Below are 17,777 nucleotides of genomic sequence, written 5' to 3'. Positions count from 1 at the left end.
AAAACGGCGACACAGACAAAGGGGGGTGTTCTATCAACAGCTTCGCCTTGCCAAACGCGAATTGCGGTAAGGTACCAAGGATTTCTGCAAATTTAAGGACGAAAGAGAGAGGTACACCATGATATTGAAAATTTTGGATGGACTGGACAGCTTTTTGTACTACCCGGTACTGATTGTTGTCCTTCTGGCAGCCGGTCTGTTTTTTTCCGTGCGCACCGGCTTTGTCCAGCTCCGGCTCTTCCCCGAATCGATCCGCGTGGTGATGGAAAAACCCTCTTCCGAGGGAAAGATTTCTTCATTTCAGGCGCTGATGGTCTCCACTGCGTCCCGCGTGGGCACCGGAAACATCGTGGGTGTTTCTACTGCAGTCTGCCTGGGCGGCTATGGCGCGGTGTTTTGGATGTGGCTGATTGCCATCATCGGCGGCGCTTCCGCGTTTGTGGAAAGCACTCTGGCACAGGTCTACAAGCGCAAAGACGAAAACGGTGACAGCTATGGCGGTCCGGCCTATTACATTGAAACGGCCCTGCATAACCGCGGCCTTGCCGTTTTGTTCTCCGTGTGTCTGATTCTCACCTATGCGGGCGGCTTTAACATGCTGGCCTCCTACAACCTGCAATCCACCTTCTCTGTATATGGCTTTTACGATGCCAAAACCTCTCCGTGGGTGATTGGCGCGATTCTGGCGGTTCTCGTGGGCTGGTGCATTCTGGGCGGCGGCCGCCGCGTGGTGAAGGCCACCAGCGCCATCGTCCCCTTCATGGGCCTGATGTACATCGCCGTTTCTTTGATCGTTCTGGTTTCCAACGCAAGCCTGATTCCCGCCGTATTTAAGGAAATCTTCCGTGACGCGTTTGATTTCAAGGCGATTTTCTCGGGTATTGCGGTTTCCTGCATGATGTATGGCATCAAGCGCGGACTTTACTCCAACGAAGCGGGCGTTGGTTCTGCCCCCAACGCCGCAGCGGCTGCCGACGTTTCCCACCCTGTCAAGCAGGGGCTCGTACAGGTTTTGTCCGTATTTATAGACACCATTCTGATTTGCAGCGCCACGGCGCTGATGTGCCTGTGCTCCGGTGTGGAGCCCACTGCGGAGCTTGCCGGCGCTCCCTATGTGCAGGAGTCCGTCAAGACCATCATGGGTAATTTTGGCCCTATCTTCGTCACGACGGCAATGGTCCTCTTCGCGTTTACCACGCTGCTGGGCAACCTCTTCTATGTGGATAACGCCATAACCTTTATTCACCGCAAAGTGCCCAGCAAGCGCTTTATGCTGGGCTTCCGTCTGGTCTGCGCGGCGATAATTGTCATCGGCGCGGCCCTGTCCATGTCCGCCGCGTGGGCCATTGCTGATATTATGATGGCCATTATGTGCCTGATCAACCTTCCGGCGTGCATTGTTCTCAGCAAGGTGGCGGTCAATGCCTGCCGTGACTATGTGGCCCAGAAGAAAGAGGGCAAGAACCCTGTCTTCCACGCCGCCGACATCGGCATGGATGTCAGCCAGTTGGACTACTGGAAGTAATTTTTTGTCCCCTGAGACTGCGTCAGGCGGCAAGTCTTAAAGTCTGCCAAAGAACAGGCCGCTCCGTAAGGGCTAAAGCCCTTACGGAGCGGCCTGTCTTAATTTTAGGCAAAAAAGCACCTCAATGATTACCCAGCATAGTATGCTGGATAACCATTGAGGTGCAATCTGTTTTTTCCTCACCCGACGGATGCCGCCTGCTCCTTGAGCTCCTTCTTCAAAAGATCAAGGATTGCAAGGTCGGCGCTCCAATAATAAGCGGACTCTCCCAGCAATGCGGTAATTCCCGCCCGGTCGCACTAGGTACGCACGGAGTTCGTCATGCCGCAAAAGGCCACTGTTCTTCCCTCTTCCTTCATGCTCTGGCAAAGCTCCAACATCGTCTGAACGCCCGAAACATCCACACTGGGCATTCCCCGCAGAGACAAAATGACATGATCATATGCTGGCATTTCCCTGATGCAGCGATTAAATTCATCCACCGCGCCAAAGAACAAAGAACCGGTCACATAGGCCACGCCGGAAGTCTCCCAAACAGCGGCTTTTTCATCCGGCACATCACGCAGCCGATTTGCGTCAATCGCAGAAAAGCTGACGGAGATATGGCTGACACGGGACATATACAAAATAACGGAGTACAGCACACCCAGCAAAATTGCCATAGTCAGATCAAAAACCACAGTGGCCAGCATCGTCACGAAAAACTGGCTGATGCCGGACTTAAAGCGGTGCGAGAAGATGTACCGGATTCCGTCCCAGTCGTTCATGCGCCATGCCGTGACCATCAGCACCCCCGCCAGCGCCGCCAGCGGCAGCTTTGCCATAACGCCGCCCAGCAGCAGCATGGACGCCAGCAGAAATACGGAGTGAAACACGCTGGTAAGTCTGGTTTGCTGCCCGGACTTCACCGCCACACTGGTGCGGGCGATGGCCGCCGTGGCGGGTACGCCGCCAAACAGGGGCAGCAGCATGTTTCCAACGCCCTGTGCAATCAATTCCTGATCGGCATTGAATGTCTCGTTTTTCATTCGGGCTGCGGACGCGCCGCACAGCAGGCTTTCAATCATGCCCAGCGCCGCAATGGTGATAATCGGCGAGCCTAAGCTCGTCAGCATCCCAAAGCTGTCGCCGTCAAGCGTCAGGCGGTCGCTCAGCAGTAATGAGCGCGGAATATCGCCCACGGTCGTCAAGCCGTCCATGCCAAACGTGATCGACACCACAGCCGCCAGAACAATTCCCGCCAGAGATCCGGGCACCTTTGCACCCCATTTCTTAGGCCAGAGCAGCATCACCGCCACCACCAGAACACTCACAGCCACCGCCTGCCAATTGGGATAAAACCCGAGTCTTCCGTAAGAGGCCAGCTTTTCCAGATTAGAACTTCCCTGAGAAACAGTTCCAAAAAAATTATCAATCTGCCCAATGGCAATGATGACCGCGATCCCGGAGGTAAACCCCATCACCACGGGCATTGGAATAAATGAAATCAGGCGGCCCATTCGGAAAATCCCCGCAATCAGCAACAGTGCTCCCGCGGCAAAGCTGGCCAAAAACACGCCCTGCAATCCGTAGATTCCCACAATGCCAATCAACACGGCGCTCATGGCGCCGGTGGGCCCGGATATCTGATAGGACGCGCCTCCCAGCAAGGCAATCACCACACCGGCAATAATCGCCGTGACAAGGCCCGCGGCCGCCGTGGCGCCGGAACTGACGCCAAATGCCAAGGCCAGGGGCAGCGCCACCGCGCAGGCCGTCAGTCCTGCCATTGCGTCCTGCATCAGGCCCGCGGAGCCATATCCCCGAAACTCATTTTTTAAATCCGATATAAACCGCAAAAACAAAGCAAATTCCCCCAAAATCGTTCTAAAGACATACATTTTTTAGTATAGCACAACTCATCTGGAGGGGCAAGTTTTAATATGAATTCGGGCAAGCTCTTCCGCTATCGGACTGTTTGTCTGTCTGCTTTTATAATTGGATAAGCTGCTGGGTTCCCGTGTATATGATTGCTTTGGTGTCCGTTTGTTTTAACGCCGTTGTTCCTGTGTCTCCGCCGGTCACGAAGCATTTGTCCGACGGATTCCGTAGAGGACCCGCCCCGTCACCGCAGCAAGCACGGTCAGCATCCCAATGAGGCTGATTACTCCCGGTCGCTCCCCAAGCTGAAGGAACACCCACACTGGATTCATAATGGGGTCAATAATCGGCAGGAGGACTGTCTCCATCGCTGACAAGCCGGTGCTTGCCCGGGCATAGATCGTATAGGATACAGCCACAAGCGCACCCGCCACCAGCAAAAACAGAAAACTGCTTCTATTGGGAAGCCCTGCCGAAACAATCATTGGGATGCCCGCAACGCACGAAATCATGTTGCCCAGGTACATGGAAATTGCCGGATTTCCGTCCTTTTGCAGTCGAAGGAACATGGAAATTCCCGCAAAGGCAATGCCGTTGCCAACCGCCACGATATTTCCCGCCGTGGTCCCTCCTCCGGCCTTATCCAGAAAGAAGAGCAGCATCCCAGCAAAAACAAACACCATGCTGACCACATCCGCACGGGTGACTTTCTCCCGCAGGAACACCCACGACAGCAAGGCAACGTAAATCGGCGCGGTATATTGCAGCATAATTGCGTTTGCGGAGGTGGTCAGCTTGGTGGAGATGATAAAACAGTAATTAAACGCGGCATAGCAAACTGCGCCTCCAATGACAAAGCAGTCAACTTTACAGCTTTTCAGCCGTAAGACCATCGGAGTCAGCAGAATCACGGCAATCAGGCTCCGCCCGCCCGCGATGGCGTAAGAAGACCACTCGATCATTTTAATATTTACTCCGGCAAGACTCCACAGCAGAGCGGCCAGACAAGTCATGGCAATTGCTTTTTTATGATTCATGGGTCGATCCATTCTCCTTTGGTACACGAGAAAGAGCGGGGCTTTCAGCCCCGCTCTTTTCGCAAGCTGTCACTTCGTGCACGTCAGGCTGTATACATCCGGTCGCCGGTTCTCCAAGGTGAAAATCTGTCGGCGGACCTGTTGAAGATACTCCAGATTGATTTCCGCGGTGATAACCTGAGGGTAGTTAGAAGCACGCGCAATGACGTTTCCCCATGGGTCGATGACCATGGAATTTGCATAGGCCTGAAATCTGGGCTTTACGCCGCACTGCGCGGGCGCAACCACATAGCAGCCGTTCTCAATGGCACGGGTGCGGAGAATTGTCTCCCAGTGGTCCTTTCCCGTGGGCATGGTGAAATCCGCCGGGGCCAGCAAAATCTCAGCCCCCTCCAGCGCCATGATCCGATACATCTCCGCAAACCGGATGTCATAGCAAATTGACAGTCCTAAATGTCCGACTTCCTTGGTATCCACCGTGACAATTTCTTTGCCGGGGCATATCCTTTCAGATTCCCGAGTGACGGGGCCGTTGGGGATGACCACATCGAAGGGATGAATCTTGTGATATTTTGCGGTAAGATTTCCGTTGGGATCAATCACCATTGTTGCGTTGAATGGGCGATTGTCGGCGGGATTTTTTTCATAGATGCTGCCGCAGTGCATCCAGACACCGTGCTTTTGCGTCAGCTCTGACATCAGCCGATAAGTCGGCCCGCCGGGAATTTCCTCGGCGTGCCCGGCATTATCGGAGCCAACATAATTCATGCTCTCCGGCATCGTAATCAGCTTGGCCCCTCTTGCGGCCGCTTCTTCGACAAAGGCGGTTACGGTATTCAAATTCTCCTGCACATTGTCCTGAGAGTCCATCTGCAAAACTGCCACTATAAACTTATTCAAGGTATTTTCTCCTCTTCGTCATTATCTTGTAAGTGAGCCGGCTCTTTTCTTCTTCCGCCCAAAGATCAGCTCCCCGCCAATCAGAAAAACCACCAGCAGAACAACCGTTACAATTGTGGTTGGGACCGGGGCCGTAAAAAAGGCCAGAGAGCCCACAATCATATAGGGAATCTGCCATGCATAGCCCAGTGTGCTGGAGGTGGAGATGCAGGTAGAGGCGGTTGTTTCGTTATCGGGGTCCATCACCTTAATCAGCATCAGGCCGGTGGCCAAAACGCCGCAGGCCATGCCAAACAGGCCCACACCTGTTTCAAATGGATTTTCCCGAAGCCACCGCTTGCCCAGAATCAGGCAGACAAATAGGTTTACCAGCACCATCGCGACGGAAATTGCCACCAAAGGAAGCGCGTAATCAATAAAAATTTGCTTGGATGTGGTGGCAATGGCAGCCGTAATCATGTACTCCAGCGCGGTGCCGGTGATGCGATTCATCAATTTTCGGTCAATACGCTCTTTCAATGCGGTCTTGTTGATGACCAGACCTACAATCATGCTGGATATCAGAACCGCGCCCACCAAAGGAAAATTGGTCAGCGCCGGACTGATTTTGATAAGTAGGGCGCGAACGGCCACGCCGATGACAACCACCAACCCTACAATGGCCAGTTGAAACGCCAATGGGTCCAGCGAGGAAACACTTGTCACGCCGCTGCCCACGGAAACGCGCTTTTCAGGGCGGATATAGCCTGTGCGTTCGCCTTCATCCATGCTCTCAAAGGACATTTTTACGTGAGTCAGTCCCCGCTTCGCACCTATATTAATAATGACCATGCCGAGAACCACTCCGCACAAAATGCCAATGGTTGCAAAGGTTACGCCCACGCCAACGGCATCATCCCACAAGCCCGCGTCCTTGATAATATTGCCGACGGTGGTGGCGTTTCCATGACCGGCATAAAAGCCCCAAACGCCCATATAGCCAAATTGGTACGGAAGTGCTGTAAAAAGTCCGAACAGAGCGGCAATTCCAAGGCCCACGGCCATCTGTCCCTGATGGGCCACGCCTGCCATAAAGGTGGTGGCCATGCCGTCGCGCCCAACTTGGCTCAGTTCCAGACTCAAAAACATGGTGGCGCAGACCACAATGACCAAAACCCCGGACCACTGCCCGATTCCGTCGCTGAACGGAACCGCAATGGAGGCGGCCTCTCCCAGCCAGCCCGGCCCCAGAAACATGCCGATGGTTCCGGCAATCAGGGAGGTGGGAATAAAACACCTCTGAAGCAGCTTAATCCGCTTGCGCAGCTCAAAGCCCACCAGAATCAATATACTTAAATAAGCAAAATCCTTTAAAACGTCCGTCAGTGTCAAGTTCAGCATCCCCTCTCAAAATTTACTTTTAAAGAGCCATTTCTTATTAAAACGCCTTTACTCGTGATAGTAAGGCGCATATTTTTCAATCAGAGAAAACTGCCCCATCATCCGATGAATGCGAGTGGGCGGGTCGGTCATCTTGCTGCGCACGCCCAGCGTAGAGCCCTGATCCGCCAGCGTGGACAGCACTTCGATCATCCCCTGAGATGCAGCCAGCATCGAGGAGATCGGGAACAAACCAATTGAATAGTTCAGCGCCTTGACCTGCTCGGCGGGGACGTTTCCGCCCACATATCCCTTTTCATTGAGATTGACCATCAGCGGGATTTCGGCCTGCCGGGAAACCTTGGTCAACTCCTCCATGGACTTGATTCCGTCTATATAGGCATAATCGGCGCCGCACTCCCTTGCCAAGTTGATTCTGCGGATTGCCTCGTCAATGCCAAAGCCGTACAAATCAGCACAGGTCCGAAAGACAATCACAAATTCCTTGGAGACGCTGCTTCGCACAGCCTGAATCTTCGGCCCCATCAGCTCCCAGTCGATGATTTCATCACGGGCGGGATGTACGGCGGGCAGCACCTTGTCGTCAATCTGAAGGCCCGCCGCCCCCAACTGCTCATACATAGCGCCGGTATTCGCAGCCTGAATCGCATTTCCAAACCCATTGTCAGCGTCCGCCAGCAAGGGAAGATTGCAGGAAGAGACAATATGCTGAATCGCCGTTCCAAACTCCGACAGGCCCAAAAAGCCGAAGTCGGGCCGTCCCAGCACGCTGTAAGCCAATGCGCCGCCCGATAGAAAAAGTGCCGAAAAGCCTGCTTCCTCTGCAATTTTTGCGGAAAGGCAGTCATAAACTCCCGGAAGCGTCAAAAATTTGTTTTCAGACAGAATGCGGCGGAGATCCTGCGCGTGATTGCTGTTCATCTAAAACTCCTCCTTGTGTTGTGTTGTGGCGCGGCAGCTTTCTGCCTCGTCTGCGACGTTATTGTATAACACCAACACATTTTCTGTCGAATACTCGTTTTGATATGTCAATATGCCAAAAATCGAATAATAAAAGAGCCAATTTTGCTTTGTATTTCTTTCCAAAATTTGATACAATATATATTAAAAAACAAAACATCTCGGGCTAAAAAGCTCTGTCAAAGCAAGATTGGGGAGGGTGCGAATTTGATTGATCAACGCTTTTGCAAATACATTAAAGCAATTGCGCGATACCACAGCTTTTCAAAGGCAGCGCAATCTCTTTATATTTCTCAGCCTTCACTCAGCCGCTTTGTCAAGCGGGTGGAAGATGAGATGGGCGTTACTTTGTTTGACCGCGACACCATTCCCCTGGGCTTGACCCCCGCCGGTCAGAAGTATTTGGATTACATTGACCAATTTCAGGATTTGGAGCATAAAATGCGCGAGGACTTTGCCGCAATCGGCAAACAACTGCACAATCAGCTCACAATTGCCACCCTTCCGCTTCTCGGAATTTACATTTTGCCGAAAATTGTTCCGGATTTTGCCGAGCAAAATCCCTCTGTCGATCAAAAAATTGTAGAATGCTCCAGTTCAAATCTTCTCGGCCTTTTGGAGTCCGGCGAGGTGGATCTGGCCTTGACAAATCTGAAGCCAAATCCGGAACTGTTTGAATATCAAAAATTGCTGAGCGACCCCATTTTGCTGGCCGCGTTTTATACGGATGAGATGCGCCGCAAATTTCCGGGCTGCGAGGGAAACCTCAATTCGCCCATTCCGGTGGATATTACTTCCATGCAGGAAGAAAATCTGATTGTTCTCAACCCCTGGCAGAATATGAGGATTGCCTCGGAGTTGGTCTGCCGCCACTATGCCTTCACGCCCCGTCGGATCGTGGAAGCACCCAGTCTTCCCTCCGCACTCAGCCTGGTGGGCTGCGGGCGCGGAATCACGTTCATATGCCCCTCTTATGTGCACTCCATTCAGCCTCAAACACCTATGATCTATTTTTCCTTGGAGGAAGTGCAGGATGTCACCGACATTCTGGCCGTGTTTCGCAAGGATACCAAGAACCGGCTGGTCCATAAGTTTTGCAATTGCGCCATCCGCAAATTGGGAAATCATTAAGGGGCGCAAATTATTCCACGGCATAAAAAATTTGCCTGCCGCAAATGCTGAAAGCATAACGCCGCCGCCCGCAAAAGCGGGCGGCGGCGTTTCATCATTTTTACTTGCGCGTCTCAAGATAATCGTTCAACTCTGCGTTTTTTACGTCGGTGATAAACATATGTCCCGGCGCATGGGTGATAACGATGGGCGGCTTTGCATGTTCCACCGCCGCCTGCGGCGTGACGCCGCAGGGCCAAAACACAGGGATTTCGCCGGGTTTGATCTCCACGGCATCTCCGTAATCCGGCTTCATGATGTCCTGAATTCCGAGCTGCGCCGGATCGCCCATATGGACAGGCGCACCGTGGACATTGGGCATCTTTTCCGTAATGGCCCTGGCAATTTCGGCGTGCTCCGGGGTCATGGGGCGCATGGAGCAGACCATGGGGCCGCAAAACGGTCCCGCCTGCACCGTTGCGATGTTTGTTTTGTACATGGGCACGTTGCGGCCCTGCGTAATATGCCGGACTTCAATTCCCGCAGAAAGCAGCGCCTCTTCAAAGGAAAAGGAGCAGCCGATCAAAAATCCCACATAGCCGTCCTCCCAATAGGCGGACACATCGGTGAGCTCTTCAGTGAAAACACCATTGCGATAGATGCGGTAACGGGGGATGTCGGTGGTAATATCCCCGCCCTCTCCCATGGCATGGGTCGCGGGCGTGCCCTCGATCACTTCCAATATCGGGCAGGGGAACGGGTTGCGCCGGGCATACTCTCTGAAATCAGCCGCATAATCCGGCGGCAGGATTACAAGGTTGGCCTGCGCATAGCCCCGGCACATCCCGGCGGTTGGAAAGTCGATTTCCCCTGCGCGTATTTTTCCCCGCACCACGGCGGGAGAAAGGTCGATATAGGGCGTAATATCAAATGACATTGGTCTTCCTCCTTTTTTATGGCAGCGCCTGTTTTCGTCAGTTGTCCAGCACATGCCGCAGCAGCCGCAGCGACGCCCGCTGGGCAAGCAAAGCCTCCTGTGCGGCGGACAGAGATGTCTTTTCAAAACGGACTTTGTCTCCGCTTTTTAGCTGGCCCAAAATGCGAAAATCCGCGGAAATTACATTGGCAATCTTGGTGTAGCCTCCGGTGGTCTGCCGGTCGGAAAGCATCACGATGGGCTGCCCGGAAGAGGGCACCTGAATCGCTCCAAACGCGATGCCGTCGGAAATAATGTCGCCGGAGGTTTCATGGGCAATCTCCGGGCCCTCCAGCCGACAGCCCATTCGGTCAAACTCGGCCGTGACGGTATAAAGGCCCGTGAAAAACGTCTCCATCCCCGCAGGGGTAAACGCATCGTCTTGCGGTCCCGGCACCACCCGGAGGGTGTATTCCGCCCGGGCGCGGAACTCCGGCGCGATGGTGCGGGTCGCCAGTGCCTTCGGCTCCGTTCTCGGCGCACGGAGGCCAAGCACGTCTTCTTTTTCCAGCTTTCGGCCACAGAAGCCGCCGATCTTTGCTTTCATATAGGTAGAACGGCTTCCCATAACCTGCGGGATATCCAGTCCGCCCGCCACGGCGATAAACGCCCGGCAGCCGGATTTGGGGCCGGTAAAGCGCAGCACCTGCCCCGCCCCTACCCGGACGGCGCGGTAATTGTCCATGGGGACGCCGTCCAGCGTGGGGCCCAGATCCGCGCCGGTAATTGCGATGACCGCAGGCTGGTCGAAACGGAGCTGCGGGCCCATAATGGTACATTCCAGAACAGCTTCTCCCTCTTCATTGCCCGCCAAAATATTGGCCACGGCGGCAGAACGGGGGTCCACCGCGCCGGAAACCGGCACGCCAAACTGCTGATACCCCGTCCGTCCCTGATCCTGAACCGTTGTCAGCATACCGGGATGCAGAACCGTGATACTCATTCCGCCACCTCCTCTCTGGAGTGTCGCTTACAGACATAAGTCCCGGCGGCCTCCTGCTCTGCAATTCTATCATATTCCGCCCGATCAATGGGGTAAAACTTCATATACTGTCCCGCCTCCGGCAAAATGGGTTTTTCACGCTCCGGCGCGTACATCCGCACCGGGGTCTGCCCGATCAACTGCCAGCCCCCCGGCGAGTCGATGGGATACACCCCGGTCTGCGCCCCGGCGATGCCCACGCTGCCTGCGGGAATTTTGACTCGGGGCGTTTTCAGCCGGGGCGTGGCGATGGACTCATCCATGCCGCCAAGATACGTGAAGCCCGGCGTAAAGCCCAGCATGTAGATGAGGTACTCCGGCGCGCTGTGAATGGCGATCACCTCGTCCACAGACCTGCCTCCCTGCTCCGCCACAAACGGAAGGTCCGGCCCTTCCTCCCCGCCGTACAGTACGGGAATTTCCAGCACCTCGCTGGGGGGAATCTGCACCTTGTCCAGCCCGCCCAGCAACCCCTTTAATTTCTGTTCCAGCGCGGCATAGCGAATGACGCCCGGATCATAGTGCACCATCAGGGAGCGATAGGTGGGAACCGTCTCCACAATGCCCGAAATGCCGCTTTCCAGCAGGGCAATGTTAAACGCCCGGATGCGGCCGTTAATCGCCACGCTGATCTCATTGCCGAATTCCACGGTCACAGCCGTATCTCCGGCATTTAAAAATCTCACTTCGTCCATACTTGTTCCTTTCCACTGGGCGCGGCGGTGCCGCGCCCAGCGCCAATGATACGCCTTTTATCAGGCAAAGAGCTTCAAAATGCCGGGAACGGCTTTTACTCCGGCGTAGAGAGAGATGCAGACCACAATGACACCCAATACGATCATCCATGTAGGATGCTTGTATTCCTCGCCCACAATTTTCTTATTGCGGCACGCCAGCAGCATCACACCCAGACTGATCGGCAGAATCAGGCCATTGAAAGCCCCCGCAACAATCAGCAATTGAGCGGCGTTGCCAACCAGCACCATCATCAGCGTGGAAAAGGTGATGAAGCCCACCACGAACTGGCGTTCATACTTGTTGATGAAGGGGTGCAGCGTCTTGAGGAAAGAGACGGAGGTAAATGCCGCGCCCACCACGGAGGAAACGCCGGCGGAGAACAGGCACAGGCCGAACAGCCGATAGCCCAAATTTCCGGCGGACAGGCGGAATGCCTCGGCGGCGGGGTTGCTGGCGTTGATAATGGTGTCGGCATTGGCGGCATTCCACTGGGACCCGATCATGCAGGTTCCCAGCACAGCCAGAAACAGCAAGATACGCACGGTTCCGGAGGTTCCGCAGCCCTGAAGCACACTCTTGCGCACATGGCGCACATTTTCGGGGCCGGAAATGCCTGCGTCCAGCAGCCGGTGCGCGCCGGAAAAGGCGATGTAGCCGCCGCAGGACCCACCCAGCAAGGTGGTCAGTGCCACAAACATGGAAGGAATTTCATTGAACTTGGTCAAGCTTGACGCCACCACGCCCAGGGGCGGCTGAGAGATCACCGCCACCACCAGCACCGTGACCAGAATGATGGCAGCCAGAAGCGTGGCAACCTTATCCATGATGGTCTTGGCATTTTTGTTGATAAAGATAATGATGCCAAGGCAGCCTGCGATGACCGCGCCCACCTTTTCATTCAAGCCGAACATGGCGTTGAAGCCCAGCGCTACGCCGCCAACGTTGCCCACGTTGAATGCCAATCCGCCGATTGCCACCAACGCAGCAAGCGCGACGCCCAGACCGGGCAGCACCTTGTTTGCCACGTCCTGCGCCCGCATCTTGGACACACTGACGATGGACCAGATGTTCATCTGCGCCGTAATATCCATCAGGATTGCCAGGAGGATAATAAGAATCAGCGCGGGACCGTATTGTGCGGTAAATTTGGAGGTCTGGGTCAAAAAGCCGGGGCCGATGGCCGAAGTTGCCATTAAAAACGCGGCGCCCAGCAAAACAGATCTATTCTTTGTCGTCTCGTTCGCACTCATCGGGATTTCCTCACTTCAATTATATTTGTAGCACGCACTTAAACAATGGTGGCAATGGGCGCGATTTTTACGCCCTGTGCTTCCATGGCGGCACGGATATTTTTCACAAATTCCACAGCCGAGGGGTTGTCGCCGTGTACACAGATGGAATCGGCGGAGATGGAAACCTCCTCGCCTGTAATGGCGGTGACCTTTCCCTCCATCACCATGCGCACCGTGCGGCGAATCGCCTCGTCCTTGTCGTGAATTACCGCGCCGGGCTGTTTGCGGGGAACCAGAGAACCGTCCGCCTGATAGGCGCGGTCTGCAAACACCTCGCTGGCCACCCGCAGTCCTGCGGCCCGACCCGCCTCAATCATCTTGCTTCCGGCAAGGCCCAGCAGAATCACGTCCCTGTCCACCTCTGCGATGCCCTCCGCGATGGCGGACGCCAGTTCCATGTCCTTGCCCGCCATGTTATAAAGCGCACCATGGGGCTTCACATGCTGAAGCTTCACCCCCGCCGCGGCGGTGAACGCCAGCAAAGCACCCATTTGGTATTGGACATAGGCCTTGGCCTCCTTGGGCGAACACACCATGTTCCGCCGTCCAAAGCCCATCAGATCGGGAAAACCCGGATGTGCGCCGATGGCCACACCTGCCTCCTTCGCCATGGCCACGGTCTGCGCCATTACCAGCGGGTCCCCCGCATGATAGCCGCAGGCCACGTTGACGGACGATACGTGCCGGATTACTTCGCTGTCCAAACCGATGGTGTATGCACCAAAGCTCTCTCCCAAATCGCTGTTTAGATCCACCAGATTCATAATTGTAAGCTCCTTCCTTTTTTGCCCCATGGGCACAATTCCAGATGTACCTGTCATACTTAGCAGCAAGTTTCATACCAAGCTTTCAAGTTTTTATTACAAACGCACATCATTTCTATTTCATCCGCTAAATAATTGTTTGTATTTCACATTTTTCAGGGTTGCTTTTTGTGATTTTCATTTCCATAGTTTCTGACTTTTTCGCAAAAAAACACATCCGCTTAGGAAAATAAACCATTTTCCTAAGCGGACGTGCGATTCTGCACGGGCCAATCGTTCAATTCCGCACGGTCTCATCTTCCATCCGCCGCTTCAGCGTAAACCGGCTGATGCCCAGCAGCTCCGCCGCCGCGGTGCTGTTCTCCCCGCTCAGAGCCAGCGCCCGGCGGATATAAGCCCGTTGGAATGCCGCAGTTTCGGCCTCCAGATCAATGGGGCCCAAGGAAAGGTCCTTTACCCCGGCGGGGGCGGCCCCTCCGCCAAAAGCGGCCAACGGTGCGCCCCGAAGGGTCTTCCCCTCGCAAAACAAAACCTCCCGTTCCAAAACGTTTCTCAATTCCCGCACATTGCCCTTCCAATAGTAGCGGCGCATCTCGCCAAGATAGGCCGAATCAATGGCTTCAATCTCCTTTGAAAATTTCTGGTTGAAGTGGCGCAGGTAGTAATCCGCGATGACGGGAATGTCCTCCACCCGTTCCCGCAGGGGCGGGATAAATATCTGCATGACATTGAGCCGGTAGAACAAATCCTCCCGAAAGGTCCCCTTGGCGATCTCTTCCTCCAGCCGGCGGTTGGTGGCGGCCACCACCCGCACATCCACAGGGATATCCGTCAGTCCGCCCACCCGCTTAAAGCAGCGGTCCTCCAGAAATGTCAGAAGCTTTGCCTGCATGGCAAGGGGCATCTCACCAATTTCGTCGAGAAACACCGTGCCGCCATGCGCCAGCTCAAACAGGCCCTTTTTGGTCTTCACCGCCCCGGTAAACGCACCCTTTTCATAGCCGAACAGCTCCGCCTCCAAAAGGTTTTCCGGGATAGCGCTGCAATTGATTTTCACCATGGGGCCTGCCTGCCGGGCGGAGGTGTAGTGAATCATATTCACCACCACCTCCTTGCCGGTGCCGGTTTCGCCTCGAATGAGCAAATCCACGTTGTCGTTTTTCGCCAGCAGGCGTATCTGGGACCGGATTTCCTCCGTGGCGGGGCTGTTTCCAATGAGCTCCCGCTGCTTGCCCTTCACAGCCTTCAGGCTGCGGTCTTTTTTCAGCTCGTCCAAACCGCGGCGAATGATCAGGTTCAGCTCATCCAGATCAAAGGGCTTTTGCACAAAATCATAGGCCCCCCGGCGGATAGCTTCCACCGCCTGAGCAACCGTTCCGTATGCGGTAATCATGATGATGCGCACTTCTTCGTCAAGATGGCGGAGCGCCTCGATATAATCCGTCCCCACATCCCCTTCCAGACAATTATCCAGCAATACCACGTTTGGACGCATCCGCTCCGCTGCTGCAAGGCCTTGGGCAATCGTCCCCGCCGTGACAACTTCATAGCCCATGTCCGACAGACCCGCCTCCAGAGAAATGCGGATGAGACTTTCATCGTCGATGACCAGTACCCGTTCTTTCATAGCGTCTCCTTTTCCTCTGTATCCGTCCGGCGGAACCGCATTTCAATGCACGTCCCGCCGCCGGGACTGCTGAGAATTTTCATTTCGCCGCCATTTTGCTCCAACAGGCGGCTGACAATGGCAAGGCCGTATCGTCCGGTTCCTCCCGAGACGATTCCCTTTTCCACAGAGCGCAGCTTTTCACGGTCCATTCCTGTGCCGTCGTCCGTCACCGACAAAAGGACCTCCGCAGGGCCGCCCTGCGCCCGCAGGGCGATGCGCCCCCCCTGTTCCACGGCTTTCAATCCGTTGCTCACAAGATTTATCAAAACCTGCTTTAGCTCCGCCTCGTCGGCATAAATCGTAAGGCCCGGCTCCGCCGTGGTTTCCATGGTAACGCCGTGATTCCCGGCCAGCTTGGAGTATAGCATGGCCACCTCGCCCAGCAGCGGCTTTAGCTCCACCACGGCCTTATGGCTTTCCCGCTTGCGGGAGAGATTCAAAAGGTCCCCAATCAGTTCGTTGATGCGGTCCACCTCTTTGATGACGCTGGCGCACAGCGTCCTATCCCCCTCCCGCCCCAGCCCCCGGCCCACCACCTGAATCGAGGCGCGGATGCCCGCCAGAGGCTTGCGAATCTCATGGGCCAGCATGGCGGCCAGCTTTCCGATATAGGCCAGCTTCTCGCCCTCGCCCACCTTTTCTTCCATAATCTTGTCATAGGTCACGTCATCAATGGTACAAAGCGTCCCGGGCTTGGTTTCAAGGCTTCCCTGCCCAAGCCGCCAGACCCCTATCTGATAGACCCGCACATCCCCCCGGCCGTCCTCCAGCCGAATTGCCTCAAGGGGAACGCTGGCCTGCGTAAGTCGGCGTTCCAACACCAGACGCAGCGTCTGTCCGGCGGCAAAAAACGCCTCATCCGCCAACATGGCGCTGGCCCGGTCGTTGACGCACAGCACCTGCCCGTCCGCGCCATAGGCCACCACGCCCAGCGGCAGATTTTGCACACTATTTTCGTTCAGCGCCTTCTGCTCCGCCAGCGCCGCGTTATACCGCCGCAATTCTTCCAGCATTCTGCGGAACGCATCCGCCAACTGCCGCGTTTCCGCACTGCCCACATCCGTGGGAATCAGCTCCGCCGAGGCCTCTTGGGGCCGCTCTCCGATGGCGGCGCATGCCGCTGCCAGCCGCCGGACCGGCTCCGAAATCCCGTAAGACACAAAGACACCCACCTGAATCGTGATAATTAACAGGGCGATGGTGGCGAGAATGGCGTATTTCTGCTCCTCCACAAGGCCGCTTTGAAACTCCGCCTCATCCAGCGTATAACAAAGTCTCCAGCCAAACCCATTGTCCCGCTGCTCTGCCAAAATGCTTCCCTCCGCCACCAGAGCGGCTCCCTGTTCCGTTCCCAGAATGCGGGCGCCCCTGTCGTTCAGAATGACAAGTCCGTCGTTTTCAAGAGCGGCGCAGCCCGCGAGAATGGCGTCCTGCCCCACATTGTCTCCAAACTGGCGGATATCCCAGCTAATATAAGCCAGCAGCTCCTCTCCCTTTTCCCGCTCCTGCGTCATCTTACTCGTATACCCCTCCCGGAGCATCAAAAAGCCAAAGCACAGCACGGAAAGGACGCAGATGCCCACCACCGCCATAAGAATTTTATTCTCAATGGTCAGCGACCGTCTTCTCCTCATCCCTCCGCCTCCTTTTTCCGACTCAGCACGGACCCCAGCCACAGCGCCCCGGCGGAGATCAGCGTTCCCGGCAGGGCGGGATGCACGGGAAGCAGGCCCGCATAGTAAAGCGGATAAAATACTGCCAGCGCCAAAAGTCCGGCCCCCAACGCGGCGCATACGCCTGTCCGGGTGGTTCTCTCCCACAGTAGGGTCCCAAACACCGGGGCCAGCAGTGTCACGCTGAACACGCCCCACACGTCCCCGCCATATGTCAAAAGAGAGGCCGGCGGCGACAAGGCCAGCAGCAGCGACAGCGTTCCCCCCGCCATCACCGCCCCCCGGCTCAGATTCACCAGCGTGCTCTCCTTCAGCGGTCTTGGCCACAGCGCCCCCACAATATCGCAGGAGCAACTGGACGCGATCAGCAAAAGCTGAGAGTTGGCGGTGGAAACGCACGCGCCGATAATGGCAAACAGCAAAAATCCGCTCCACTCGCTGTACAGATCGTTGTTAAGAATATAGGTAAAAATTTCATCGGTGGACAAGGTCTCATTCACCGTGGGGATCAGCACCCGCATACCAAGGCCGATGCTGCTTAACGTGAAGTAAATTCCCGCCAACAGCGCCAGCGAAATCCAGATCATCCGCCGAGCGGAGCGGGCGTCCCGCGAGGCTAAGATTCGCACGGCATACTGGGGATTTACCGCCAGACCCAACCCCCAGCCGAAAAACATGCTGATGCTCATAAGCGGCGCAAAATCCCCCTGCCCGAAGGGCCGAAGAAGGTCCCCGGCCTCGGTGGCATACTCCATTCCCCCATGGGCGTATCCCGTCACGCCCGCCGCGCCGGAATAGATTCCACCCAGACTTCCCACCCGGGCCACGACGATTACCAGCAAAACGCCCAACCCCACAATCATGAGAATCAGGTTGAATGCGTCGCTGCGGGTCACCGACTGGTATCAGAC

15 protein-coding genes are annotated in these 17,777 nt (G+C 55.5%); 2 read left to right on the top strand and 13 right to left on the bottom strand.

Going from position 1 to position 17,777, the window contains the following annotated elements:
* The first annotated feature begins 118 nt into the window (after positions 1 to 118).
* Positions 119 to 1,525: an alanine/glycine:cation symporter family protein gene (locus RTK01_RS06535; RefSeq protein ID WP_312280202.1), complete on the top strand. Its 1,407-nt coding sequence runs from the start codon at positions 119 to 121 to the stop codon at positions 1,523 to 1,525.
* A gap of 299 nt (positions 1,526 to 1,824) precedes the next feature.
* Here the strand turns inward: RTK01_RS06535 and RTK01_RS06530 are convergent, their stop codons facing one another.
* The 5 genes from RTK01_RS06530 to RTK01_RS06510 form a co-directional block, all read right to left on the bottom strand.
* Positions 1,825 to 3,369: a SulP family inorganic anion transporter gene (locus RTK01_RS06530; RefSeq protein WP_312280201.1), complete on the bottom strand. Its 1,545-nt coding sequence runs from the start codon at positions 3,367 to 3,369 to the stop codon at positions 1,825 to 1,827.
* Between the two features lie 216 nt (positions 3,370 to 3,585).
* Complete coding sequence (locus tag RTK01_RS06525) at positions 3,586 to 4,422, bottom strand: DMT family transporter (RefSeq protein WP_312280200.1); 837 nt, start codon at positions 4,420 to 4,422, stop codon at positions 3,586 to 3,588.
* 69 nt (positions 4,423 to 4,491) lie between these two features.
* On the bottom strand, positions 4,492 to 5,322 hold the full coding sequence (locus RTK01_RS06520; RefSeq protein ID WP_312280199.1) for a carbon-nitrogen hydrolase family protein: 831 nt from the start codon (positions 5,320 to 5,322) through the stop codon (positions 4,492 to 4,494).
* A 21-nt stretch (positions 5,323 to 5,343) separates the two neighbouring features.
* Positions 5,344 to 6,702, bottom strand: a complete 1,359-nt coding sequence (locus tag RTK01_RS06515) for a sodium/glutamate symporter (protein WP_312280198.1) — start codon at positions 6,700 to 6,702, stop codon at positions 5,344 to 5,346.
* 48 nt (positions 6,703 to 6,750) lie between these two features.
* Positions 6,751 to 7,623 carry an isocitrate lyase/phosphoenolpyruvate mutase family protein gene (locus tag RTK01_RS06510; RefSeq protein WP_312280197.1) on the bottom strand — a complete coding sequence of 291 codons (873 nt, stop codon included), beginning with the start codon at positions 7,621 to 7,623 and terminating at the stop codon, positions 6,751 to 6,753.
* Positions 7,624 to 7,869: 246 nt separating this feature from the next.
* Here RTK01_RS06510 and RTK01_RS06505 point away from each other — a divergent pair, with 246 nt between their 5' ends.
* A complete protein-coding gene (locus RTK01_RS06505) occupies positions 7,870 to 8,793 on the top strand; it encodes a LysR family transcriptional regulator (protein ID WP_312280196.1) in 924 nt (307 codons plus the stop codon).
* A 100-nt stretch (positions 8,794 to 8,893) separates the two neighbouring features.
* On the opposite strand, the gene RTK01_RS06500 is transcribed toward RTK01_RS06505, so the two are convergent.
* The 8 genes from RTK01_RS06500 to RTK01_RS06465 form a co-directional block, all read right to left on the bottom strand.
* Positions 8,894 to 9,709: a putative hydro-lyase gene (locus RTK01_RS06500; RefSeq protein ID WP_312280195.1), complete on the bottom strand. Its 816-nt coding sequence runs from the start codon at positions 9,707 to 9,709 to the stop codon at positions 8,894 to 8,896.
* Between the two features lie 37 nt (positions 9,710 to 9,746).
* Positions 9,747 to 10,691 carry a biotin-dependent carboxyltransferase family protein gene (locus tag RTK01_RS06495; protein ID WP_312280194.1) on the bottom strand — a complete coding sequence of 315 codons (945 nt, stop codon included), beginning with the start codon at positions 10,689 to 10,691 and terminating at the stop codon, positions 9,747 to 9,749.
* Positions 10,688 to 11,425, bottom strand: a complete 738-nt coding sequence (gene pxpB / locus RTK01_RS06490; RefSeq protein WP_312280193.1) for a 5-oxoprolinase subunit PxpB — start codon at positions 11,423 to 11,425, stop codon at positions 10,688 to 10,690. The genes RTK01_RS06495 and pxpB overlap by 4 nt, the downstream gene beginning before the upstream one ends.
* Before the next feature lie 60 nt (positions 11,426 to 11,485).
* Positions 11,486 to 12,718 carry a divalent metal cation transporter gene (locus RTK01_RS06485; RefSeq protein ID WP_312280192.1) on the bottom strand — a complete coding sequence of 411 codons (1,233 nt, stop codon included), beginning with the start codon at positions 12,716 to 12,718 and terminating at the stop codon, positions 11,486 to 11,488.
* 38 nt (positions 12,719 to 12,756) lie between these two features.
* Positions 12,757 to 13,524, bottom strand: a complete 768-nt coding sequence (locus tag RTK01_RS06480; protein WP_312280191.1) for a 5-oxoprolinase subunit PxpA — start codon at positions 13,522 to 13,524, stop codon at positions 12,757 to 12,759.
* A 277-nt stretch (positions 13,525 to 13,801) separates the two neighbouring features.
* Complete coding sequence (locus RTK01_RS06475) at positions 13,802 to 15,151, bottom strand: sigma-54 dependent transcriptional regulator (RefSeq protein ID WP_312280190.1); 1,350 nt, start codon at positions 15,149 to 15,151, stop codon at positions 13,802 to 13,804.
* Complete coding sequence (locus tag RTK01_RS06470) at positions 15,148 to 16,827, bottom strand: ATP-binding protein (protein ID WP_312280189.1); 1,680 nt, start codon at positions 16,825 to 16,827, stop codon at positions 15,148 to 15,150. Before RTK01_RS06470 ends, RTK01_RS06475 begins: the two co-directional genes overlap by 4 nt.
* Positions 16,824 to 17,762, bottom strand: a complete 939-nt coding sequence (locus tag RTK01_RS06465; protein ID WP_312280188.1) for a sodium:solute symporter family transporter — start codon at positions 17,760 to 17,762, stop codon at positions 16,824 to 16,826. Before RTK01_RS06465 ends, RTK01_RS06470 begins: the two co-directional genes overlap by 4 nt.
* Between the last annotated feature and the right edge of the window lie 15 nt (positions 17,763 to 17,777).

This window comes from Oscillibacter sp., from assembly GCF_031978065.1.
GTDB lineage: Bacteria > Bacillota > Clostridia > Oscillospirales > Oscillospiraceae > Oscillibacter.
This window is presented reverse-complemented; position numbering and strand designations above follow the sequence as displayed.